We start from the raw sequence: 25275 nt of genomic DNA, 5'->3' as shown, positions 1-25275 counted from the left end.
TATTTTCAGTTACTTATCAATAACAAGGCTGTTACCAGTAAAGGAAAGTGTTATATTTATAGAATATTCCTCGTTACTAAAAACAAAACCATGAAAAATTTATTCCTTAGCTTTTTTCTCTTATTATCACTTACAATAAATTCAGCAAGTGATACAGTTAAAATAAAAGCACCTCAAATTCCTATTCTAACCGACAGGCAAGACAATGTACTATTTTACATCCGATTGGATGCTGCAAACAGCAAAGTTCTAAACAATGTCAAAGTAAATCTTGACAAGGAAGTAAATCTGAATGAAATAAAATCAATCAAGTTATACTACAGCGGCACTGAATGTGTGCAACGTGAAGGCAAAACATTCTATGCCCCTGTACAATATATTTCTAAAGATGTGCCGGGAAATACTTTTGCAGCAAACAGTTCCTACTCTGTAAAGAAGACAGAATTAAGGACTCTCAAAAATGAGATTACACTTACAGCCGATCAGCCATTATTTCCGGGGATTAATTATTTCTGGGTAAGCATAGAGATGAAACCCAATGCCTCTTTACTTTCTAACGTACAGGCAAATATAACAGACGTTATTCTGGATAATAAATCAGCTATTCTAGCTTTCGATAAAGAAAGATCGGTTAGCCGTAAATTAGGGATAGGCGTTCGCCATGCAGGAGACGACAAAGCTGCTGCTTATCGCATACCAGGTTTAGCAACTTCCAATAAAGGAACTATGCTTGGAGTATACGATGTACGCTATAATAATAGTGCAGACCTTCAAGAATATGTTCATGTAGGATTGAGCCGTAGTGTTGACAAAGGTCAAACATGGGAGCCAATGCGTATCATCATGGACTTTGATGAATACGGCGGACTACCTAAGGCTCAGAATGGTGTAGGCGATCCTGCAATTCTGGTTGATAAAACAACTGGTACTATTTGGGTCGTTGCAGCTTGGACTCACGGTATGGGCAATGGCAGAGCATGGTTTAACTCGCAACAAGGAATGGGTATAGACCAAACTGCTCAATTAGTAATGGTAAAAAGTGACGATGATGGCAAAACATGGTCAAAACCAATCAATGTTACACCTCAACTGAAAGACCCTTCATGGTATTTTCTTCTTCAAGGCCCTGGAAACGGTATCACCATGCAAGATGGAACAATTGTATTTGCAAGTCAATTTATAGACTCCGAAAGAATACCCAATGCCGGAATCATATACAGTAAAGACCATGGTAAAACATGGCAAACACATAATTATGCACGAACGAACACTACCGAAGCACAAGTAGTAGAAATAGAACCGGGCGTGCTAATGCTAAATATGAGAGACAACAGAGGAGGAAGCCGTGCAGTAGCGACAACCAAAGACATGGGAAAAACATGGACGGAACACCCATCGTCTCGCTCAGCATTACAAGAGCCTGTTTGCATGGCTAGTATCATAAAAGTAGCAGCTAAAGACAATGTATTAAAGAAAGATATACTATTATTCTCAAACCCAAATACAACAAAGGAGCGAAAAGATATAACTATCAAAGCAAGTTTAGATGGTGGAAACACATGGTTACCCGAGCAGCAGATCTTACTTGATGAGGACTACAGTTGGGGATACTCATGCCTTTCGATGATTGACAAAGAAACAGTAGGCATATTCTATGAAAGCAGTGTGGCTCACATGACTTTTCAAGCAATAAAACTTTCGGATATAATCAAGAAATGAGTTTATAGCCTCAGTTAACTATAATCACTCACTATGAAACATATACAGTTCCCGTTTCTGTTCTTATTTTTATTATTCTGTTCCGCTTATGCCTATGGCGGAATAGGCCAATTATTGCCTAAACCTCAGAATATTAAAAAGAACAATAATTACTTTCAGATGGATAAAGTGTATCTGTCCACTCCTGTATTAGAAAAAGAGTGGACAGACTTTATCTCCTCAACGGGAGGTCAGATTGTAAAACAGAGCGAGAAAAAGATAGAAGTAATATTGGTTGATGATATACCAACAGCCCTTTACAACAAAGACGAAGCATATACTTTAACTGTAACCAAGAATAAAATAAAGGTTGAAACTATTTCTCAAAAAGGCGTGTACTGGGCAATACAAACACTACGCCAACTACAAGTCGAAGGCAAAGTTAAACCGACGTTCGAAGGATGTGAGATTATCGATTATCCTGTTTTCAGAATAAGAGGATTTATGCAGGATGTAGGACGTACCTACATTTCTATAGAAGAACTGAAAAGGGAAATCGCTATTCTCTCTCAGTACAAGATAAATGTATTTCATTGGCATTTGACCGAAGATTTAGGATGGAGGCTCGAAAGCAAAATATTTCCAATGCTTAATGACAGTATCAATTATCAACGTATGCCCGGTCGATATTATACATTAGAAGAAGCTCGCGAGTTAGTTGAATTTTGTAAACAACACAATGTATTACTTGTTCCTGAAATAGATATGCCCGGTCATAGTCTGGCATTTCGAAAAGCATTTCGTCACGATATGCAGAGCAAAGAAGGAATGACTATTCTCAAACTATTGATGGATGAGGTCTGCGAGACTTTCGATGTCCCCTATATTCACATTGGTACTGATGAAATAGAGTTTACTAATCCCGATTTTGTACCCGAAATGATCGCCTATATCCGCAACAAGGGAAAGAAAGTTATTTCGTGGAATCCCGGGTGGAATTACAGACCGGGAGAAATAGATATGACACAGCTTTGGAGTTATAGAGGGAAAGCTCAAAAAGGCATCCCTGCCATTGATTCAAAATTTCATTACATAAATCATTTCGATGCTTTTGCTGATATAATATCCTTATATAACAGTAAGATTTTGAATAAAGAGCATGGTGATAGGGATCACGCCGGCAGCATAATAGGTATGTGGCACGATAGATATGTAACATCTGAATACGATTTACTTATTCAGAATGGCTTCTATCCCTCAATACTAGCTTTAGCTGAACGTGCTTGGCTGGGTGGAGGGTATGAGTACTTTGATAAGAATGGGACTATGTTGCCCAAAGAAGATTCTCCCGAATTTAGATCGTTTCAAGATTTCGAAAACAGACTGCTCTGGCATAAGGCAAATAACTTTAAAGGGTATCCTTTTGCTTATGTTAATCAAACAAATGTAAAGTGGCGCATAACCGATGCTTTTCCGAATGAAGGAGAATTAGCTAAAGTATTTCCTCCCGAAGAAGTAGAATTGAACAACACATATCAATATCAGGGGGAAACATATAACACCCGAGATGCTACGGGAGCAGCTATTTACTTACGTCATGTTTGGGGAACTTTTGTTCCTGCATTTTATAAAGACCCTCAACCCGATCATACTGCATATGCATATACATATGTGTACTCAGATAAAAAGCAAGATGTCGGATTATGGATAAATTTCCAGAATTACAGCCGTTCAGAAAAAGATCTGCCTCCGCCACTAGGCAAGTGGGATTATAGAGAAAGTAAAATCTGGATTAATAACAATGAAATTCATCCCCCTAAATGACTATCGAATCACACAGAAAAGTCAAATGAAACACCTCTAACAAACGAAAATTTCGAAGTTAGAGAACCCATATCAATTACTCTAAATAAAGGTTGGAACAAAGTTTTACTAAAATTACCTGTTGGTAAGTTCTCTACTCACGAGGTACGACTTGTAAAGTGGATGTTTACCTGCGTTTTTGTAACATCAGACGGAAATAAGTCTGTAGATGGATTAATCTATTCGCCAGACAAAAAGATATAAGGTCTTCTATTTATGAAAAACACGATTATTTTTATATGTATTTTTCTCTCTTTGAATGGTTTTGCCCAACAGCGTAAGTATTCTACGTTTTATGAACAAAGAACTTCACTGTTTGAAGAACTATCCATATCGCCGCACGATATTATTTTTCTGGGAAATAGTATTACAAACGGTGCTGAGTGGGCAGAACTGTTCAATAATGATAAACTTAAGAACAGAGGCATTAGTGGAGACATTGCCGCTGGAGTCTATGATCGACTTGAAATGATAACAAAAAACAAGCCTGCCAAAATATTTTTAATGATAGGCATTAATGATATTGCAAGAGGTACGACAGCAGATTCTATCACGATGAATTTTGAACGGATTATAGACAAAATAAAAGAAGAATCGCCATCAACGCGAATTTATATACAAAGTATATTACCTGTGAATCCTGATTTTGGGATGTTTCAAGGTCATATGAAACCAGAAGTAATAAAAGAAGTAAATACCAGATTGTGTGACATAGCAACTACACACAATATTAGATATATAGATCTGTATTCACTTTTTAAAGAAAATAATACGGATAAAATGAACCCAGCCTATACCAACGATGGTTTACACCTATTGGGAGCAGGTTATATATTGTGGCATAAAATAATACTGCCTTATGTAAACGAATAAGCAAAGCGATGAAAAAAACTTTAGTTCTATTCCTTTTCGTCCTTTTTAGCCTGTCACAATATGCACAGACTAAAATAAAAATAAGTTGCATTGGTAATAGTGTGACATACGGCGCCCTATTGCCCGAAAGGGAAAAGAATGCTTATCCATATCAGTTACAACAGATGTTGGGCGGTAAATACGAAGTCCGAAATTTTGGATATAGTGGAGCTACACATCTCAGCAAAGGACATAAACCTTACATAAAACAACAAGTTTATCAGGATGCACTTGATTATGCTGCTGATATAGTTATCATTCATTTGGGACTCAATGATACAGATCCGCGTAACTGGCCAAATTACAAAGACAACTTTTTTAGAGATTATATAAATCTGATTGACTCTTTTAGAAAGGTAAATCCACATAGTAAAATATGGATATGCGGTCTATCCCCCATTGGAGACAGTCATCCCCGTTTCCGATCGGGCACACGAGATTGGTACCAAGAAATACAAAATACAATAGAACGGATAGCAAGCTATTCGAATGTAGGACTTATCGATTTACAAGCAAAATTATATAACCTCCCACATTTATTACCCGATGCACTTCATCCTAATATCGAAGGTGCAGGCATCTTAGCTCAAACAGTCTATTCTGCACTTACGGGTGATTATGGAGGTCTACAGATGCCAGTAATATATTCGGATAATATGGTTCTTCAGCGCAACATTCCTCTCAAAATAAAAGGAATTGCAGATGCAGGAGAAGAAGTAAGGATACAAATAGACGGACAAGATAGAATAACTACAACTCAAGCAGACGGCAAGTGGTCGATAACGCTTGACCCTATGGTAGCAGGTGGTCCTTACAATTTAAAGATAACCACTGAAAAACGTTCTTTACAGTATACGAATGTAATGGTAGGCGAAGTATGGCTCTGTTCTGGACAATCTAATATGGCATTCATGCTTAACGAAGATATTTCGGGAAACGAGAGCACTAAAAATACAAATAACAATTTAATTCGATTGTTTGACATGAAACCCCGCTGGAACACTAATGCTGTTGAATGGGACAAAAGTGTTCTCGACTCAATCAATAACTTAGAATATTACAAAACTACTCATTGGAATATTTGCACAAGCGACAATGTTGTCAATTTTTCCGCCATAGCCTATTATTTCGGAAAGGCGTTGGCAGACAGTTTAAAAGTACCAATCGGATTAATACATAACTCCGTAGGTGGCTCTCCAACAGAATCGTGGATAGACAGGCACACTCTGGAATATGAGTTCCCCGATATACTAAGTGATTGGACAAAAAACGATTTCATACAAGATTGGGTAAGAGAACGAGCGTCTTTGAATATAAAACAAGCCGAAAATAAATTGCAGCGTCACCCATACGAACCATGCTATCTCTTTGAAGCGGGTATTATTCCATTAGAACAATATTCTATTAAGGGTGTCATTTGGTATCAGGGAGAATCTAATGCTCACAATATAGAAACACATGAGAAATTATTTCCGCTCTTAACCGAGAGTTGGCGTAAGAATTGGAACAATACTCAACTACCCGTTTATTACGTTCAGTTATCGAGCCTCAACCGACCTTCATGGACTTGGTTCAGAGATTCGCAACGTAGATTGATGGATAAAATACCTAATATACATATGGTTGTATCGAGCGACAAAGGTGATTCGCTAGATGTGCATCCAAGAAATAAAAAACCAATAGGTGAAAGACTTGCTTTTCAAGCTCTATATAATACTTACAATCGAAAAAATATAATTCCATCGGGACCTATTTACAGATCGGTAACGTTCAAAAATGGAGCCGCATATATTTCTTTTGATTACTCAGATGGAATGCATTCTTCAGATGGAAAAGAACTACAAACATTTGAAATAGCCGAAATAGAAGGACTTTATTTTCCAGCCAAAGCTATAGTTGAAAATAATACGATTAAAGTGTGGTCTAAAGATATCAAATCACCACAATATGTACGCTATGGATGGCAACCTTTTACACGTGCAAACCTAGTGAATAAAGCCAATCTGCCTGCTTCAACTTTTAAAACCGAAAACGATATGAAAACAATTGCAAATTGTAAACCACTACCCGACCTACCTATTCAAGGAGGAGTATCAGCTCCCTTTACCGGAATCTACGAAGACAAATTAATTATTGTCGGAGGGTGTAATTTCCCCGAAACACCTGCATCACAAGGAGGTGTAAAAGCATTTTACAATGACGTTTTTGTGCTTGACATATCCGATAATTCAACGAATACATCATGGATAAAATGCGAAGCACTTCCCTACGAAGCTGCATACGGAGCTTCTGTCTCCACACCCAAAGGACTGGTTTGTATTGGTGGACAAAACAAAGACGGTTCGTTAACTAACGTAACCCTTATTAAGTATGACGTAGATTCTATTATCTTTACAGAACTACCTCAATTACCAACAGGTCTTTTCAACGGAGGTGCATCCCTTATCGGCTCAACAATATATGTTACGGGAGGGGTAAGCAGTAGCAAAACAAAAGGATTCATCTTTACTCTTGATTTAGAGAAATTAGAAAATGGATGGACACAAATTACAATACCAACAGACTATGAGCGCCAACAACCCGTTGTAGTTGCGCAAAATGGTCAGCTATTTGTTGCAGGAGGTTATGATGAAGCAGAGGCTAAAGTTTTTATAGACGTAATAAGATATAACCCTGAGAAAAAACAATGGGATACAGTTTCTGAAATTAATGCAGAAAATAACGCCATAAAAACACTTGTTGGTGCAGCCGGAGTTCCCTATAAAGCAGATCAGATTCTATTTATGGGAGGAGTTAATTACGACCTTTTTTCATCGGCATTAAAACGGATCAAGAAAACTAAAGAAGCACAAGAAAGTGGAGATACTGCATTGGCTGATTCTCTTAAACTAGTAGGAAAAGAATACATGAGCCAAGAGATTAGCTGGTATAAATTCGAAACAGAATTGATATCACTCGATCTCAAAACCAATAATTGGGAAACGCTCGGCGAGTTTCCACAATTGGCTCGTGCAGGAGCAGGCGTTGCTATCTGGAAAAACAAAATCTATATTGTCTGTGGTGAATTGAAACCGGGAATCCGTACAGCAGAAGTAAATTGTATTACTATTAACTAAGATTACAGCTACTTTGTAAGTCGTAACAGAAATAGAACTCTAAAGCAGATTACTTAAAATTGTCATTTACTTAAACATACCATATGAAACATTACTATCTATTAATTATTTGTCTTTTATTTCTTGGACAGAATCTTTCGTCCAGAGATAGAGTATTACTTAATGAAGGTTGGCGATTCAAGAAACTCGACTCTACTGAAATAAATCACACGCTCGACTATGAAAAAATAAAACAATGGGTTCTTCCTTCGGGAAATAAATTCCTTGTAAAATCAAATAAGCCACAAAAACCAACAGCAAACCTTGATGGTGGAAAGTACGCCCAATATGCTTATGATGACAGTAGTTGGAGACAATTGAACCTTCCTCACGATTGGGGAATCGAAGGTCCGTTTGTACAGGAATACCCCGGAGAAACAGCCAAATTACCGTGGTTCGGAGTATCGTGGTATCGCAAAAGTTTAGACATAAATGCATCTGATGCAGGAAAACAATTTTATCTGGATGTAGACGGAGCCATGTCTTTTTCTACAATTTGGTGTAATGGACATTTTGTTGGAGGCTGGCCTTATGGCTATGCATCTTACCGTATAGATTTGACTCCCTATATTAAAGCAGGAGAAAAAAATGTGATTGCAATACGTCTCGACAATCCCGATGAATCTTCCCGATGGTATCCCGGAGGAGGTATCTATCGCAATATTTGGCTAACTAAGACCAATCCCATAAGTATTGCTCAATGGGGTACATTTATTACAGCCACAGATATCAGTAAAGAGAAAGCCACTTTGAATCTGAAGATGAACATAGATAATGTTAACTCGGCAAAAGATCAGATAAATGTAAAAACCAAAATATACAATGTAGACAAACAAGGTAATCCAACAGGAAAGCCTCTTATTATTGATAATACCCCTCTAAAACTATCGGGTAAAGAGAGCCAACTTGAAAAATCGCTGACTTTAAAACAGCCTATTTTTTGGGATATAGATAATCCTCATCTGTATGTAGCATCAATCACACTACAAAAAAACGGAAAAGCAATAGATACATACAATACTGTTTTTGGAGTAAGAACCATTGAGTTTAAAGCAAACAATGGTTTTCACCTGAATGGCAGACGCGTTAGACTGCAAGGTGTATGTATGCACCACGATTTAGGAGCATTAGGTGCAGCTTTTAACTACCGAGCTATGGAACGTCAGTTGGAAATTCTTCAAGAAATGGGTGTAAACGCCATCCGTACGTCACACAATCCACCTGCACCCGAAATGCTCGATCTATGCGACAAAATGGGATTTCTTGTTATAGACGAATTTATAGATACATGGGTAGTTCCTAAAAAGAAGAACGGCTATGCTATCTTATTTAACGATTGGCATGAACAAGACCTAAGAGCATTTATGCAACGTGACAGAAATCACCCGAGTATAATCATGTGGAGTACAGGAAATGAAGTAGGCGAACAAGGCTCTGCCGATGGTATTCGCATTTCTAATCTCCTTACTTCTATTGTTCACGAAGAAGACCCAAGCCGTCCGGCAACAATAGGATGCGACAATCCGAATGCAGCCTTCAACGGTTTTGAAAATACAACAGATATATTCGGCTTTAATTATAAGCCTCATCTATATTCTAAATTTAGTGCAGATCGTCCAAACATTCCATTCTATGGAAGCGAAACAGCATCATGTATAAGCACTCGTGGCGAATATCTATTCCCCGTAGACGATGATAAAAGCGGAGGTAAAATAGGATTCCAAATGAGTTCTTACGATCTATATGCTCCCGATTGGGCATCACCTCCCGATACTGAGTTTAAGGGACAAGATCAGGCTAAAGCTAATGCCGGTGAGTTTGTATGGACTGGATTTGACTATCTGGGAGAACCTACCCCATTCACCAGAGACTTGACCGTTCTAACAAATTATCATGACCCTATTGAACGTGCTAAAGCCGAACAAGCTCTAAAAGAAATGGGCAAAATAGAAGTACCTTCTCGTAGTTCTTATTTTGGAATTGTAGATTTAGCTGGCTTCAAGAAAGACCGTTTTTATATCTATCAGGCACGCTGGCGCCCCGATCTTCCTATGGCTCATATTCTTCCACATTGGAATTGGTCTGAAAGAATAGGTCAAGTAACACCCGTTCATGTATATACTTCGGGCGATTCAGCAGAATTATTTCTGAATGGAAAGTCATTAGGTAAAAAGACAAAAGGAGAATACGAATATCGTTTGCGATGGGATGATGTGGTTTACGAACCAGGTGTTATTGAAGTTATTGCATACAAAGACAATAAAGTATGGGCATCCGATAAAATAAAAACCAGTGGAGATGCTTATCAATTAAAAGTGGAAGCTGATAGAAACACAATGAAAGCCGATGGGCAGGACTTGATATATGTAACTGTAGAAATCAAAGATAAAGATGGTATTTTTGTACCTCGAGCTAACAATCTGGTACAATTTGAATTATCTGGAAATGGAGAAATAGTTGCCACTGATAATGGAGACCCTACCAGTCATGAACCTTTTCAGAATAAAAATATAAAAGCTTTTAATGGTAAATGCCTTGTTATTATTCGTTCCATAAAAGGACAAACGGGCAATATTCAATTAAAAGCTATTTCAGAAGGACTGAAAAATGAGACTATAAACCTTAAATCGATAGATTAGAGTCGATTAAACACTATTTAAAACTATGAAATTAGAAAATAGAACAATCTACCCATGGGTTGTCGTGGCATTGCTATGGGTTGTTGCACTGCTAAACTATATGGATAGGCAGATGCTATCGACCATGCGAGATGCCATGATGATAGATATTACGGAATTAGAATCGGCTGCAAACTTCGGTCGTCTGATGGCGATATTCTTATGGACTTACGGACTAATGAGCCCTGTTGCAGGAATAATAGCCGACAAGATTAGCCGCAAATGGCTAATAGTAAGTAGCCTTTTTGTATGGTCTCTAGTTACACTCTTGATGGGATATGCTACCAGCTTCGATCAACTGTATGCCCTCAGAGCATTAATGGGATTGAGCGAAGCTCTTTATATTCCTGCGGGACTATCGTTAATCGCCGATTTTCATTCCAATAAAACCCGATCTTTAGCAGTTGGTATACATATGACGGGCTTATATACAGGTCAGGCAATTGGCGGTTTTGGTGCAACTGTAGCAAAAGCATACTCATGGGAAGCAACCTTTCATTGGTTTGGTATCGTTGGTGTTATATATAGCATTATACTAATTCTTTTCCTTAGAGATAAGAAAACCGTAGAACAACCCGTAAAAACAGAGAAGCCAACAGAAAGGATACCCATATTCAAGGGGCTGACTATGCTAGCTGCAAATGTATGGTTCTGGGTTATTTTATTATATTTTGCAACCCCCAGTTTACCAGGTTGGGCAACTAAGAACTGGCTCCCTACCCTATTTTCATCGAATCTGTCGATTGATATGGCACACGCCGGTCCTATGTCTACTATTACCATAGCTGTATCTTCTTTTATTGGGGTTATTCTTGGAGGAATATTATCCGACAAATGGGTACAAAAGAATATAAAAGGACGTATCTATACGGGTGCAATAGGATTGGGATTGACTATACCTTCTTTGCTTTTCTTAGGATTCGGTCATAATTTACCTATGATTATCGGAGGAGCTTTATGCTTCGGCTTCGGATATGGAATGTTTGATGCTAATAATATGCCTATACTTTGTCAGTTTGTATCGTCCAAATATCGAGGTACTGTTTATGGTATCATGAATATGACGGGTGTATTTGCAGGAGCATTTATCACCAATCTCCTAGGTAAATCAACCGATTCGGGAACTCTTGGAACTGACTTCGCCATGTTGAGTATTCTTGTGTTTATAGTGCTTTGCGTTCAATTGTTATTCTTAAAACCCAAAGTTGCTAATATGGAAGAATCATAAAAAGTCACATATAAGTAAGCGCCTGATATTTGGAGATATCAGGCGCTTGCTATTTATATAAAAGATGTAAACTATTCAATAAATTCCATCAAATCAGGATATAAAATAGCCTCATTTATAATATAACTGCCATGGTCATGATTTTTCATAATTTTCAATTTCGCATTTGGCATTATCTTCACCATATCTTTGAAACCTTTCCGATAAAACAATTCGTGTTCTGCTGAAACAACTAATGTTGGAGTCTCTATATTTTTTAATTCTTCTAATTCTATATTTGGCTGCTCTAACATCATTTTGACTAAAGGATCTTGAGTTTTCTCATATTCATCAACTAGAGATTTATATATATTCTTCTTAAAATCTGTTGGTTTTAGATTAACTCCGAGAAGTACCATCTTATAGAATAAATTACGATGCTTTATAGCCAATAATAAAGCAATAATTGCACCATCGCTGAAACCGACTATCGAGACCTTTTTCAGTTGTAGTTTTTCAATCAATTGAAAAATATCCTCAGCCATTGCTTCATAAGTCCAGTCTTTGGTTTTAGTGCTGTCACCATGATTTCTACTATCCACAGCATATACGGTAAAATGAAGTTTCAACCTATCAACTAAAGGATCAAAAATATGAAGATCTTCTCCATTGCCATGTAATAGGATAATAGGATTACCTTTACCTAATTTAGTATAATTCAGTGTAATATTATTGACATCTATATTCATCATAAAATAATTAAGGTTTCAAACCTTTATTGCTAGGGTAAGTATAGCGACAGCCCTTAATCTTCTATACCTAGGATAGTTGGCGAGGCTTTAATTTTATTCATCTATTTATAAATCGCATTATAGCGATTATTTATAAGCAAGAAATAAAAGTAACTATATTTTTCAAAATTTTAGAGTCTAAGACCACAGACTTTTCTATTCTTGGCCGTAGAGGCGAACGCTATTCGCCCCAAAAGATAGTTCCACTCTTTATCCTTTAGCATGAATATCCTCAAAAGAAAAATTATATATTTGTACACGAAATTATAAACATACGTGCTTTGAGAATAATTCTCTTATATATTACTGCTTAACATTAGCCTTTAATACCACAGGCTAATATATTTTTCATTTGGGTAATTCAGCTCAAATGAGTTTTTCATTATTAAAATTTATTATCAGTTTACGATATCCTTTTTGAAAGGCTATCGCTTAACTATTACCGAATCTTTTGACCATTTCAATACGATGGGGCGATTGATTCATACATGCATCAAATGCAAATGGAAAATTCCGAAAAAGATATTAAGCAGACTAATTCAAAAGAATTAAAGACAAATAAAAAAGCAGTTAAAAATTTCACATGGGAAGTGAGACCAACAAGTACTCCCTTATTTAAGAGAAAATGCAGTAAATGTAGAAGTAGCAACCTTTATTATTGCAGCAATAAATTCAGGCTAAACTCTCAAAAAAAGAGCATTGATGTATGGCTGATTTACAGATGCGTAAAATGCGATAATACATGTAATATGACAATTCTCTCTCGAACAAAGCCCGAACTTATCAACAAAGAGTTGTTTCAAAAGTTCAGTATGAATGATGAAAATACAGCTTGGCAATATGCTTTCGATCCTGAAACGATAAGAAAGAATAGCATGGAACTTGATTACAGTAATATCGAGTATGAGATAATTCATGAAGACATTATGCTTGAAGATATATCGAATATGGAAGAAGAGTTAATTGAATTTGAAATAAAAGCCAATATAAATCTCAACCTGAAATTAACCTCAGTTATTAGAAGATGTTTCACCATTTCATTAAACCAATTAGAGAAACTGTTGAGTGCAGATGTAATAACTATTCTACCCTTGGGATCTGTAAATAAATGTAAGGTTAAAGATGGAATTGTAGTTACAGTACATCGCGCGAGATTAAAAGCATACTTCGAAAAACAAAAGGATGAAGAGGCTTCAATCCCGAATGCATGAGGTTTTATCTTCTTAGTATTTTAATTTATACCTTTACTCCATATAAAAAAAGGAGTCGTATCTATATATACTTATTAGAAATGAAAGAAATTTTGATCACTTATGCTGTAAAAGATGAGTTTATGCCCATAACTCTCGAAGGCTATAAAATAAGATATGCTTTAACTGGAATTGGAAAAGCCAAAGCTGCGATGAAACTGACGGAGGCTATTTGCGAAAAGCGTCCTGATTTTGTATTGAATATGGGAACAGCAGGGACGCTAAACCATGCTATTGGAGATGTGTTTGTTTGTCGACGCTTTATTGACAGAGACTTTCAGTCTGTAAAACTTCCGGGAGTTGAGTTTGAAATAGACTTTAACTCCATACTTTCCGAAAACGGAATAGCTCTAGATTGGATATCCTCAAACGGACAAACAGCTGTATGCAACACTGGTGATAGCTTTGTTACGCAAGCCGAATTTATAGAGGGAGATGTTGTAGATATGGAAGCATTTGCTCAAGCGATTGTTTGCGAAGAATTTAATATTCCCTTTATTGCAGTTAAATACATTACAGATATTATAGGTCAAAACTCAGTAAAACATTGGGAAGACAAACTAGCTGATGCCCGTATAGGATTAGATGCTTGGTTTCGGAACAAAACTGTATAAAAGCTCCTTTTATCTGAATATAAAAAAGCCACAAGAAATACACTTGTGGCTTTTACTGTTTTGTGAATAAACTCAATTACTACAGCTTCGACATATCAATTACATATCTGAAACGTACTTCACCATCAGCTACCTTTTTATAGGCATCTGTAATTTGTGAAGGTTCAATTATTTCTACATATGGATAGATATTATTTTTCACTGAGTAGTCGAGCATCTCTTGCGTTTCTCTGATACCTCCAATTTATGAACCAAAAACCTTACGACGTCCTTGAAATACTAATGTAGCAAGATCAATACTCGGAACATCCTTAGTTGCGGGAAGACCTACTACTGCCAACTCTCCATCAATTTCCAACATATTGACATACATTCGAGGATCATATTTAGCAGGAATGGTACTGATTATCACATTAAACATACTCTTCATGCCTTCTAATTCCTTAGGATTGTTCACATTTACATATTTTGCTGCTCCCATATCCAAAGCTGCTTGTCTTTTATCTTCGGTAATATCAAATACGGTTACTTCTGCACCAAAAGCAATTGCATATTGTACAGCCATGTGTCCCAATCCTCCAAAACCTGCAACACCAACTTTGTCTCCTTTTTTCACATGAGTATATTTGAGAGGCGAATAAGTTGTTATACCTGCACAAAGCAATGGAGCTACTTTCTCTAACTGAGCATTTTCAGGAATTTTGATCGCAAATTTTTCAGACACCACCATGTTGTTCGAATAACCACCTTGAGTCATCTCATTATCATGAAAAATATCCTTTGAGGCATACGTCAAAACACGTCCATTCTCGCAATATTGCTCTTCGCCTGCTTTACAATAATCACATACACCGCATGAGTTAACCATACAGCCTACGCCTGCATAGTCGCCCACTTTAAATTTAGTAACGCTTTTCCCTACTTCGGTTACCCGTCCCGCAATTTCATGTCCGGGGACCATTGGGTACGTTTCTTTTCGCCAATCTCCCCGTGCGTGATGCAAATCGCTATGACATATTCCAGAATAAAGAATCTCAATCAATACATCATTATCACCTACGGGATGTCTGTCAAAATCAAAAGGTACAAACACTGCATTCTCATCCATTATTGCCATTCCTTTACTCGGAACACGATCTCCATGTGAATGATTATGCTGGGCAGATAAAGTGACCGAAAATAAAATAGTGAATAGTAATGTGAAAATAAATTTCTGCTTCATAAATATTTATTTTAAGCTAAGTTTGTAAATCGAAATTAAGAGTTGGGCTTGTTTACCCCTAAATTCTCTCGAGCATACTTTTCTGGCGATTCGATAATTTTCGTAATTAAAGTCGCAAGGCTTTTACGTGAAATAACCGAACCTTTCTCTGGTTCGCCTTTTCTTGTAGTTTCATAATCTACTTCATGTGTAGTAGTAAACCATGTCGGACGTAATATCGTATAATCAAGCCCCGAAGCTTCAACCACATCTGCGGCTTTACGATAAGGAACTAAAACCGATTTTATCGGAGTATCATAAATCCCTATCGAGCTTATAAAGATGAGATGTTTACCACCCGTTTCTTTCATCGCTTTGACAATGTTCTTAGCCATATTTTCGAGATCTCCGGCCAGATTAGCATAAACAATATCTTGTCCTTTAGTAGCCTCTTTCAGTTTCTCGAGATCCATAACATCGCCCTCAACAATACGACATTTAGAAAGATCTTTATTCACCAGCTTCTTAGCATTGCGAAGGTATAGAGTCAAATTAAGATCTTTGTTATCTAATAACAAGTCTATTACGATTTGAGCAATACCACCACCCGCTCCTATTATCAATACGTTAGTCATTCTTCTGATTTATTTTTTCAAAGAAGCCATATCGATAACAAAACGGTATCTCACATCGCTCTTTAGCATTCTTTCATAAGCAGTATTGATATCCTGCATTTTAATAATTTCTATTTCGGATACAATATTATGCTTTCCACAGAAATCGAGCATCTCTTGAGTTTCGGCAATACCTCCGATAACAGAACCCGCAACCGATTTACGTCCCATAATCATAGGCACAGAATTTAACATCGGATTAAGATCTCCTAAATATCCCACGAGTACATGCGTTCCGTTGATGTTTAGTGTTGAGATATAAGGATTAATGTCATGGATATATGGAACAGTGTCGATAATTAAATCGAATTTACCCTTTACCGATTTCATTTGCTCTGCATCTGTAGAAATTACTACTGTATCTGCTCCAAGTTCTTTTGCATCCTGAGTTTTTTCGGGTGTTCTTGAGAATAAAGTAACTTCTGCTCCTAAGCCTTTAGCCAACTTAATTGCCATATGACCTAAACCTCCTAAACCTACAACTGCTACTTTACTATCTCTTCCTACATTCCAATGTCTAAGTGGAGACCATGTAGTGATTCCGGCACACAATAAGGGGGCAACAGCTGCTAAATTAAGATTAGCAGGAACTTTCAATACGAAATGCTCATCTACTACTACTTTCTCTGAATATCCTCCGTAAGTCTGTAAATGTAGATGTTTGTCAGGGCTGTTATATGTTCCTGTAAAACCGTTCAAACAATATTGCTCTAAATCATGCTGACAGCTATCACACTCTCTACATGAATCGACCAAACAACCCACAGCTGCTAAATCACCAACTTTTAGCTTGGTAACTCCACTCCCTACTTTGGTTACTTTTCCTACAATTTCGTGTCCCGGAACTACAGGGTAAACACTTCCTCCCCAATCGTTACGAGCTGTATGTAAATCGGAATGGCAAACACCACAATACAGAATCTCTATTTCTATATCTTTTGGTGTTACTTCACGACGTTGAATATGTATTTCTTTTAAAGGTGCATCACTGGCTACTGTACCAAATGCTTTTGTGTTCTTTGCGTCCATAATTCTAATGTTTTTAAATTTATTCTTTTTCTTGTTTTATAATATCAATAGTAACTTTTACTGAATCCGACATGCTAAAAACTTCTACACCAGCATCAATTCTTGCGATGGGAATAAGACCTCTTGCATAATCTCTATTTTTATAAAATATTGCCAAACCATTCCATGGAGAATAATAAGTTAAATCACCAATGGTAGGTTCGAAACCTAAAGGTGCATCTTTAGTTGACAAGCGTTTCGGAAGGTCGCTTACCTTTTCGGCTTGCACATAGTCGCTCAATGTTAGTGTTAATGGGAGCTGTGAAATAAAATCTCTTGTTGTCGGATTATTGACTAATGTAGCTGTAAGGATTCTTTCACCTATTGTTATCTTGAGTTTCATGTTTTCAAGTAAATTTTGATTATCATTCTCTGTCTCGCATAATACAAAACTGCAACTCATTGAAAATACCAGAAAGGTCAAAAGTATTTTCATCACTTTTAGTATTCTATTTCTCTGATAACCTTAGCAGGAACTCCCCCCACTATTGTATTGGGAGGAACATCTTTGCTAACAACAGCACCTGCTGCAACAATTGCATTCTCTCCGACAGTTACTCCTGGAAGAATTGTAGCTCCAGCACCTATCCATGCATAGCGCTTTATCACAATAGGCTTCGAATAAACATTTTGCCTCAATTGAGGGTTTTCCGAATGATTTTCTGTGATAAGATTAACTCGGGGACCTATCAAGACATTGTCTTCAATTGTTATCCCTCCTCTATCCATAAATCCACATCCAAAATTTACAAATACATTTTTCCCTAAACGGGTGAACTGTCCAAAATCAGTGTAAAAGGGAAGCATCACGGTTGTAGATTCATCAATCTTTTCACCAATAAGTTCACTCAAAACAACACGTGTTTCATCAGGAGTATGATAAGATGAATTGAGTTCTCCGGTAATTTTAAATGCCCTCATTATAGCTGCATATACCTTTGGATAATCAGGATCATCTAGTCTGATTAATTCACCCTCTCTCATTCTTTCAAAAATATCCATACTAAATTAGATTTTCGATATTGTTATTCGGGTATCACTTCATTCAAACAACCTATTGCGTTTAAGGCTCTGGGATACCCTACATAGGGAATCAGTTGTGTAACTACACTCAACAAAGTTTCCTTATCATTTCCCACATTTACATTTCCTAAGATGTGCCCTTTCAATTGAGATTCGCATCCACCCAACGATAAAAGCATCGAAAAGGTTAAAAGCTCTCGCGTTTTAATATCAAGACCATCTCTAGTTACATAATCACCAAAGCAATTAGCCGATAAATATTTTTGGATATGAATTTGATTCTTAGGTGCATTATTATACATGTTGTTAATCCTTTCTTCTCCAAAAATTTCTTTTTGTAATGCCAACCCCTTCTCGTATCGTGTATCGCGTGTAGTGGTCGATTGCCCTTTTAAAGGTAACTCTACACCTCTTTCAGTTAATACTTCATTCGTAGCATGTATAAAATCGAGTACTTTCGAAATACCTACATACGGAACAGACTGGTAAAGAATCTCTTTGGCTTCGATAGGAGTTACCCCCGCATTTAGTGCTCCACCAAGCATCATCTTATATTCACTAAGAGCTTGACTGGCGATTGTGGATGCCAAAATTGCCATAACTCTTGTTTTGGTATCTAAGTTTCCATAACTAAGAATTTCATCAAAGGCAAAATTATCGAATACTTCAATTAATTCAGAATCGGTAACTTTTACCTTCGATACATAATTTGGAAACAACTCTTCATGATTCTTATGTGCAGTCTCTGTAATTACTGATTTCATGTTTTGAGCTTTTAATTGATTATCATAACTAAACAATAAAGTAGCTATAATGGTCATTAATATTACATTTGTCATCTTCATATTTATCACCTTAATGCGTTTACTGCTTTTTAGATATCTAAGGCTTAAAGTCCTGTTCTTTTTTCGAGTTCTTCGGGATAACGATCTCCTTTCAGATTAATTTTAGAACTAGCTTCGTTAACCTTCTTCACATCCTCTAAAGTCAATTCTACATTATCTCCACCCAGGTTCTCTTGTAAACGATGCGGTTTTGTTGTACCAGGAATAGGTACAATCCATGATTTCTGAGCAAGTAACCAAGCTAATGCTATTTGAGCCGGAGTTGCATTTTTCTCATCTGCTATTTGTTTTATAAGATCAACAATAGCTTGATTAGCCTCAAGAGCCTCTTGTGTAAAACGAGGTAGTACGCTGCGAAAATCATTTCCTTCAAATTTTGAATTAACATTAAAACTTCCGGTCAGATACCCTTTTCCTAGCGGGCTGAACGGTACAAAACCGACTTTAAGTTCTTCGAGTGTAGGTAGCAATTCTTCTTCTGGACGTCTCCACCAAAGAGAGTATTCGCTTTGAACAGCTGTAAGTGGCAGAACAGCATGTGCACGGCGAATTGTTTTTACGCCAGCTTCGGACAATCCCCAATGCTTTACTTTACCTTCTACTATTAAGTCTTTTACTGCTCCGGCAACATCTTCAATAGGCACAGAAGGATCTACACGATGTTGATAATACAAGTCTATCACTTCAGTTTTAAGACGCTTTAGCGATCCTTCAACTACTTGTTTAATATGCTCAGGGCGGCTATTTACTCCTGTTTCTTTTCCGTTTTCAATATTAAATCCAAATTTAGTCGCAATCACAACCTTATCACGGATGGGCTCTAGAGCTTCTCCAACCAATTCTTCATTGACGTATGGTCCATAAATTTCAGCTGTATCAAACAAAGTAACACCCTGATCGAATGCTTTGCGGATCAGAGCAATCATTTCATTTTTATCTTTTGCAGGTCCATAGCCATAGCTCATGCCCATACATCCCAATCCGATAGCAGAAACTTCGAGATTAGAACTTCCTAATATTCTTTTTTTCATTGTGTAAATCTTATTTTTTAAATGGTATAGTTCATGTCAGGTCTCAGACCTATTTTTGCTTTGGCAGGTATAAAATACAAAATTTGTTACTCTAGAAAAGCACACTTAATACTTAGATATCATGCTTTAATGTACTAAGCCATTTTACCATTTCGGGATCGCGATGAGAGAAGAAACAGCTTTCCTTTGTGTCTAATACTGCTATTTTATCCATATCTGCCTGATCTAGTTCAAAATCGAAAATTTCAATATTTTCGATGATTCTTTCTTTACGCACCGACTTAGGAATTACTACTACATCTCTTTGTATCAACCAACGCAAAACTATCTGAGCTACTGATTTTTTATATTTTTGAGCAAGCGACACTAACACTTCATTTTCGAACATATTATTTCGCCCCTCAGCAAATGGAGCCCATGACTCGATCTGAACATTATTCTCCTTCATGATCCGAGAGCTTTCTATTTGCTGACAGAAAGGATTTGTTTCCACTTGATTAACAGCGGGAACTATCTTGTTATTCAGAATAAGGTCTACTAAACGATCGGGTTGAAAATTGCTTACACCAATTGCGCGAATTTTGCCTTCTTCATAAAGTTCTTCCATAGCACGCCATGAACCATATATATCTCCGAATGGTTGATGGATAAGATATAGATCCAGATAATCTAATTGTAATCTGGATAAAGACTTTTCGAATGCTTTCTTTGCATTTTCGTATCCCATATCCTGAATCCAAAGCTTTGTAGTAATAAACAATTCGTCTCTTGCAACCCCACTCCTTTTTATAGCATTACCAACTGCTTCCTCATTTAAATAAACAGCAGCTGTATCAATAGAACAGTATCCTGCCTCAATAGCATCATATACGCTTTGTTCACACTCGTTACTATCTTCTATCTGATAAACACCAAATCCTAAGATGGGCATTTCTACTCCATTATTCAATACAACATTTTTCATAATTACTTTTTTAAACTGTTATACTCCTCATCTGTTACAGGGGCTAGCCACACTGCCGGTCCTAGTCCGATTTTTGTACTGATTGCGATATGAGTAAATTCCGAATCGGGAGTTGCTCCATGCCAATGCACCACATTGGGTAGAATTTCAACTACATCACCCTTATTTAGTATTTGTATAGGTTTGCCTTTTTCCTGATAATAACCTGTACCATCAGTACAAAGTAATATCTGTCCTCCAGGATGCGAATGCCAACTATTACGCACTCCCGACTCGAAGGTTACATTACCAATTGTCATATCAAAAGCTTCCTGATTGGTAACTAACATTTGAAGCCATGCAGTTCCACTAAAATTATTATTTTCAAGCTTATCTCCTTTAGGGAAAATCATATCTGCTTTTAAATTATTGGATGTTTCCATATCGTTATTTGTTTTTGTGTTATTGTTGCACGAGGTAAATAGACTAGCAGTAAACGCCATTACTATTATAACGAACTGTTTCATTGTATTGTTGAGTTTAGTTATTAGATATTTTGCCTAAAAAACGAGAGTTGTGTAATAACCTCATTCAAGCCAAAGCTATTGTTTTTGAACATCTTATTAGTTCTTTACTATATAACGAAGCCACACGCCATTCCCTTTTAATTCCTCTACACTTTTAAGTGTAAATTCGGTAGGTATTCTCTCCGGCAAAGAATCCCCTCTTTCAAATAATGTCACCGTATCAGAAGAGCTGTCTGTAACTGGAGCTATAACAATACTCAACTCATCAATTAATCCTTCATTAAAAAAAGAGCCATTTATGTAGCCACCACCGGATAACATAAGAGTCTTAATACCGAAAAGTGCTTTTAATTTCTCCGAAGCCAATGTGCAATCTAAACGATCATTTCCTGCAATAATATATGAGATGTTGAATTTTCGAAGAAATGCACGATAAGCATTTCATACTCCTTCTGTCAATACCTCAACTATATGTGCCACCGGTCTGTCTGCATAATGCAGTGTATTTGATGTCCACCCTATTTTACCCGAAGCATCCACCGAAATGTAATACATATCTGCATCATCTATTGCAACATAATCGCCATCTGGCACCATGGGTGCATTATCATCCAAATCAGGAATGCGGTAAAATGTAAAGTTCTCATCTGTCGTAACACGTCCACATAACCATGCTTGAGGATTATATATTTCGTTTGTGCGCTCGTACTCTTCGTTCACATTACTTGCTGCTTCGGTTTCCAAAAACGGACCAGTAATCTTTCCATCTACAGATGTCATCATATGACAAATAATTTTAGGACGCATAATTCTTCTGTATTAAAATTTCACTATACAAAAGTAAGCCGGAAGCAATGTGAACTGTTTTTCCTTATGGCTCAAATAATTATTCTATAAAGCTCATTTTCTTATTTTGATGGTGAATATCCAAATTGCTTTTTAAAAGCTGTCGAAAAATGTGAGAGGTTTTTGAAGCCTACCTCCAGATACACATCTGAGACTTTCTTCTGTTCATTATTTAATTTATCCTGAGCAGCTTTAAGCCTTTTTTCCATCAACCATTTTTGAGGTGGTAAAGTGCTTACTTTTTTAAAATCTCTCTTAAATGAAGCCAGACTTCGACCTGTAAAATGAGCGATTTCTTCAATACTAAGGTCATACATATAGTTCTTATCCATAAAATCGAGTATATCTATTTTCCAAGGTTCGGTAAAATCAAAAAGGCAAGGGTAAAATTTATTCTCTATTTGTAGAAGAGAAAATACACCTTCCTGTAATTTGAGTTTCATTAATTCTTCAGCAGGTTTTACTGACGAGTCAAAATACGGTATCATCGATTGGAATAGGCTTGCTATAGCAACCGTTTGAGGAAGCTTTACCACACTAGGCTTACATTTCTCAACTTCTAACGGCAATTGCATTTTATCGATTGTCTGATAAAATTCGCGTAAGAAATTACGATTGAAAATCATAAAAATGCCACTGAATTGTTCCGAACCTTTTGGCTGCTTTGTCATAATTACACGGTTGTCTCTCCTCAGAAAAGCACATTCGCTTTTATGAACTTTAGTCTTCGTTTTCCCTTCCACCAATAGTAGTTCACCCGAATAAACATAGGCTAATGTATGGTTCTTTACCATGTGCCGACATATCTGCTCATCATTAAAATAATAGCTAAAAAACACATCGGAGTAATTAAATGTTATTGATTCGTTAATATTAAATTCCATCGTCGAAAAGATTAAGTATCAAAGTTCAATGCAAATATAAAGACAGAGCCACAGAGAATGTTTTTCCCTGTGGCTCAAAGATAGTTTGCTATATGGCTCACTATTTATTGTGTTGGCGAATACCCAAACTGTTTTTTAAACGCTGATGAAAAGTGTGATAAATTTTTAAAACCTACTTCGAGATATACATCTGACACCTTTTTATTCTCATTCCGAATTTTATAGTGTGCTACTTTCAGTCGTTTCTCCATTAACCACTTTAGGGGAGACAATGTACTTATTTTTTTAAAATCTCTTTTGAAGGAAGCTAAACTTCGCCCTGTAAAATGAGCTATTTCTTCAATTGTAAGATCATACATATAATTTTCCTCCAAAAAATCGAGTATGTCTATTTTCCAAGGTTCGGTAAAATCAAAAAGAATAGGAAAGTACATCTCATCTATATTGAACAAGGAGTATACTCCTTCTTGCAATTTAAGCTTCATCAATTCATCAGCAGGTTTTACTGAGGAGTCGAAATAAGGCGTCATAGATTGAAACAAGCTTGCAATATCAGGTGTTTGGGGTAATTTAACAACACTAGGTAATTCTTTGGTGTTTGTATCCGGAAGGCGTTTCTTATCAAAACTCTGATAAAATTCGCGAAGAAAGTTACGATTGAAAATCATAAAGATGGCTTGGAAATGTTCTTCTCCTTTGGGTTGCTTTGTTAAACTCACCCGATTATCTCTACGTAGAAACACACACTCACCCTCTCGAATTATAGTTTTCTTACTTTTTTGCTCCACTATTAACTCTCCTGAGTAAACATATACAAGCATATGATCTTTTACCATAGGTGTACATTTCCGGTCATTATTGAACAGATAGCTAAAAAAAACATCGGAGTAACTAAAAGTCAGAGATTCATCGCGTTCGAATTCCATAAAGTATCTTTTTTACAAATGTAGTATTTTGTTTATTGGCTCAACAAGATTTAAATAATAAATGTAGAAGCCTTGTATGTGTGAAATAATGCATAGAATCAAGCAATATTTAAAATAATTTTTTAATTACATTATAAATTATACTCTATGGATTTTTTTTCGACAAAATAGGTATAATGACTATTGGTAATATACTACGAATGCTAACAGATATAATAGTCGAAGACGCTTCGAAAAGATATCAACTTTATGGTATGGATTTTAATGCTACATAGTTTCCTATTTTCTTTATTTTATCTGATGGAAATCCACGTACAATAACCAGAGTAGCAGAGGAAATTGGACATTCTCATCCCTCAATAAGTACAATAATACGGGTATGGGTATACAAATGGAATTAACATTAATAATAAAACAATGAAATAACGCGAAATGTAGTAAAAGTTTGTGTTATTTATAAACAGTTCTTAGGTGTTGATTTCACAGTACTTTCCATTGGAAAAGATACAATAGTCACAAAAGTGTTTTATAAAAGCACAGACAATGTTACTCCACATAAGCATCTTAACGAACAAAGCGGTTACGTTATTTCAGGTAAGTATAAATTGATCTCTGGAGAAAAAGAATATTTCTTATCTGAAGGAGATACTTATTCGATTCCAGCGAATACTGAACACTCATTGCAAATTATAAAAGCAGGAGAAGTTGTAGACGTGCTCTCTCCAATTAGACAGGACTATTTATAAAAAGATACGCTAAAGCGAAAGATAAATAAAAGCTAGCAAACTGATTAGGGAATACCAACAACGCAATAAGGCAAAAAAAGCTAGATATCTTTAATAAGATATCTAGCTTTTGCTTTGGCGGTATGGACGGGACTCGAACCCGCGACCCCCTGCGTGACAGGCAGGTATTCTAACCAACTGAACTACCACACCATTTTTGTTTTACTCCATTTCAGAAGTGACATTTCCTCTGAAATGCGATGCAAAGATATGTCCGTTTTTTGTTTTCTCCAAACATTTACAACGTTTTTTTACAAAAAAAATCTTTTCGCAATACAAACATTCATTATTCATTTCATTATCAGACATTATTCAGGAACAACAACCCTCAAGAAAAAATAATATCCCAAAGAA

The 25275-nt window shown here is 36.5% G+C and carries 22 protein-coding genes, 1 tRNA gene and 2 pseudogenes; 9 read left to right on the top strand and 16 right to left on the bottom strand.

Annotated elements, in window-relative coordinates; genetic code table 11:
• Positions 1-90 precede the first annotated feature (90 nt).
• The 6 genes and pseudogenes from IR022_RS03925 to IR022_RS03900 all read left to right on the top strand — a co-directional run bounded on the left by IR022_RS03925 (position 91) and on the right by IR022_RS03900 (position 11534).
• On the top strand, positions 91-1719 hold the full coding sequence (locus IR022_RS03925; protein ID WP_194202691.1) for a sialidase family protein: 1629 nt from the start codon (positions 91-93) through the stop codon (positions 1717-1719).
• A 33-nt stretch (positions 1720-1752) separates the two neighbouring features.
• Positions 1753-3765, top strand: a pseudogene (locus tag IR022_RS03920) (family 20 glycosylhydrolase).
• 12 nt (positions 3766-3777) lie between these two features.
• Positions 3778-4434, top strand: a complete 657-nt coding sequence (locus tag IR022_RS03915; RefSeq protein ID WP_194202690.1) for a GDSL-type esterase/lipase family protein — start codon at positions 3778-3780, stop codon at positions 4432-4434.
• 8 nt (positions 4435-4442) lie between these two features.
• Positions 4443-7589: a cyclically-permuted mutarotase family protein gene (locus IR022_RS03910; RefSeq protein ID WP_194202689.1), complete on the top strand. Its 3147-nt coding sequence runs from the start codon at positions 4443-4445 to the stop codon at positions 7587-7589.
• 83 nt (positions 7590-7672) lie between these two features.
• On the top strand, positions 7673-10267 hold the full coding sequence (gene galB / locus IR022_RS03905; protein WP_194202688.1) for a beta-galactosidase GalB: 2595 nt from the start codon (positions 7673-7675) through the stop codon (positions 10265-10267).
• Between the two features lie 25 nt (positions 10268-10292).
• A complete protein-coding gene (locus IR022_RS03900) occupies positions 10293-11534 on the top strand; it encodes an MFS transporter (protein WP_194202687.1) in 1242 nt (413 codons plus the stop codon).
• 71 nt (positions 11535-11605) lie between these two features.
• Here IR022_RS03900 and IR022_RS03895 read toward each other — a convergent pair whose 3' ends face one another.
• Positions 11606-12265, bottom strand: a complete 660-nt coding sequence (locus tag IR022_RS03895; RefSeq protein WP_199330261.1) for an alpha/beta fold hydrolase — start codon at positions 12263-12265, stop codon at positions 11606-11608.
• Between the two features lie 542 nt (positions 12266-12807).
• Between IR022_RS03895 and IR022_RS03890 the strand changes: the two genes are divergently transcribed.
• On the top strand, positions 12808-13515 hold the full coding sequence (locus IR022_RS03890; RefSeq protein WP_194202686.1) for a DUF1062 domain-containing protein: 708 nt from the start codon (positions 12808-12810) through the stop codon (positions 13513-13515).
• Between the two features lie 80 nt (positions 13516-13595).
• Positions 13596-14168 (top strand): nucleosidase, encoded by a 573-nt coding sequence (locus IR022_RS03885; protein WP_194202685.1) that lies wholly within the window; start codon positions 13596-13598, stop codon positions 14166-14168.
• 79 nt (positions 14169-14247) lie between these two features.
• Here the strand turns inward: IR022_RS03885 and IR022_RS20220 are convergent, their stop codons facing one another.
• The 14 genes and pseudogenes from IR022_RS20220 to IR022_RS03825 form a co-directional block, all read right to left on the bottom strand.
• Positions 14248-14385 (bottom strand): hypothetical protein, encoded by a 138-nt coding sequence (locus IR022_RS20220; protein ID WP_317174042.1) that lies wholly within the window; start codon positions 14383-14385, stop codon positions 14248-14250.
• A gap of 27 nt (positions 14386-14412) precedes the next feature.
• Complete coding sequence (locus tag IR022_RS03880; protein ID WP_317174041.1) at positions 14413-15390, bottom strand: NAD(P)-dependent alcohol dehydrogenase; 978 nt, start codon at positions 15388-15390, stop codon at positions 14413-14415.
• Positions 15391-15425: 35 nt separating this feature from the next.
• On the bottom strand, positions 15426-16004 hold the full coding sequence (locus IR022_RS03875; protein WP_194202684.1) for an NAD(P)H-binding protein: 579 nt from the start codon (positions 16002-16004) through the stop codon (positions 15426-15428).
• A 9-nt stretch (positions 16005-16013) separates the two neighbouring features.
• The gene (locus tag IR022_RS03870) at positions 16014-17072 is read right to left on the bottom strand and encodes an NAD(P)-dependent alcohol dehydrogenase (protein WP_194202683.1); all 1059 of its coding nucleotides are present in this window, start codon (positions 17070-17072) and stop codon (positions 16014-16016) included.
• 19 nt (positions 17073-17091) lie between these two features.
• Complete coding sequence (locus tag IR022_RS03865; RefSeq protein WP_194202682.1) at positions 17092-17454, bottom strand: cyclophilin-like fold protein; 363 nt, start codon at positions 17452-17454, stop codon at positions 17092-17094.
• Positions 17455-17552: 98 nt separating this feature from the next.
• Positions 17553-18113 carry a sugar O-acetyltransferase gene (locus IR022_RS03860; protein WP_194202681.1) on the bottom strand — a complete coding sequence of 187 codons (561 nt, stop codon included), beginning with the start codon at positions 18111-18113 and terminating at the stop codon, positions 17553-17555.
• Positions 18114-18136: 23 nt separating this feature from the next.
• A pseudogene (locus IR022_RS03855) lies at positions 18137-18820 on the bottom strand (carboxymuconolactone decarboxylase family protein); the annotation flags it as partial.
• Between the two features lie 203 nt (positions 18821-19023).
• Positions 19024-20010, bottom strand: a complete 987-nt coding sequence (locus IR022_RS03850) for an aldo/keto reductase (protein WP_194202679.1) — start codon at positions 20008-20010, stop codon at positions 19024-19026.
• Positions 20011-20122: 112 nt separating this feature from the next.
• Entirely contained in the window at positions 20123-20974 is an 852-nt protein-coding gene (locus IR022_RS03845; protein ID WP_194202678.1) for an aldo/keto reductase, read from the bottom strand.
• Positions 20975-20976: 2 nt separating this feature from the next.
• Positions 20977-21456 carry a cupin domain-containing protein gene (locus IR022_RS03840; RefSeq protein WP_410492791.1) on the bottom strand — a complete coding sequence of 160 codons (480 nt, stop codon included), beginning with the start codon at positions 21454-21456 and terminating at the stop codon, positions 20977-20979.
• 120 nt (positions 21457-21576) lie between these two features.
• On the bottom strand, positions 21577-21876 hold the full coding sequence (locus IR022_RS19840) for a dihydrofolate reductase family protein (RefSeq protein ID WP_317174046.1): 300 nt from the start codon (positions 21874-21876) through the stop codon (positions 21577-21579).
• A 45-nt stretch (positions 21877-21921) separates the two neighbouring features.
• Positions 21922-22263 (bottom strand): hypothetical protein, encoded by a 342-nt coding sequence (locus IR022_RS19835; protein ID WP_199330257.1) that lies wholly within the window; start codon positions 22261-22263, stop codon positions 21922-21924.
• Between the two features lie 125 nt (positions 22264-22388).
• Positions 22389-23210, bottom strand: coding sequence for a helix-turn-helix domain-containing protein (locus tag IR022_RS03830; RefSeq protein WP_194202677.1), 822 nt, complete (start codon positions 23208-23210; stop codon positions 22389-22391).
• Between the two features lie 104 nt (positions 23211-23314).
• Positions 23315-24136 carry a helix-turn-helix domain-containing protein gene (locus IR022_RS03825; protein WP_194202676.1) on the bottom strand — a complete coding sequence of 274 codons (822 nt, stop codon included), beginning with the start codon at positions 24134-24136 and terminating at the stop codon, positions 23315-23317.
• A gap of 521 nt (positions 24137-24657) precedes the next feature.
• Here IR022_RS03825 and IR022_RS20310 point away from each other — a divergent pair.
• A complete protein-coding gene (locus tag IR022_RS20310) occupies positions 24658-24882 on the top strand; it encodes a cupin domain-containing protein (protein ID WP_199330256.1) in 225 nt (74 codons plus the stop codon).
• 115 nt (positions 24883-24997) lie between these two features.
• Here the strand turns inward: IR022_RS20310 and IR022_RS03815 are convergent.
• Positions 24998-25074: transfer RNA gene (locus IR022_RS03815), tRNA-Asp, on the bottom strand.
• Between the last annotated feature and the right edge of the window lie 201 nt (positions 25075-25275).

It is taken from the genome of Dysgonomonas sp. GY617, assembly GCF_015233815.1.
In the GTDB taxonomy this organism is placed as follows: Bacteria; Bacteroidota; Bacteroidia; order Bacteroidales; family Dysgonomonadaceae; genus Dysgonomonas_A.
The sequence above is the reverse complement of the archived record's forward strand: the minus strand, read 5'-3'. Positions and strand labels throughout refer to the sequence as shown.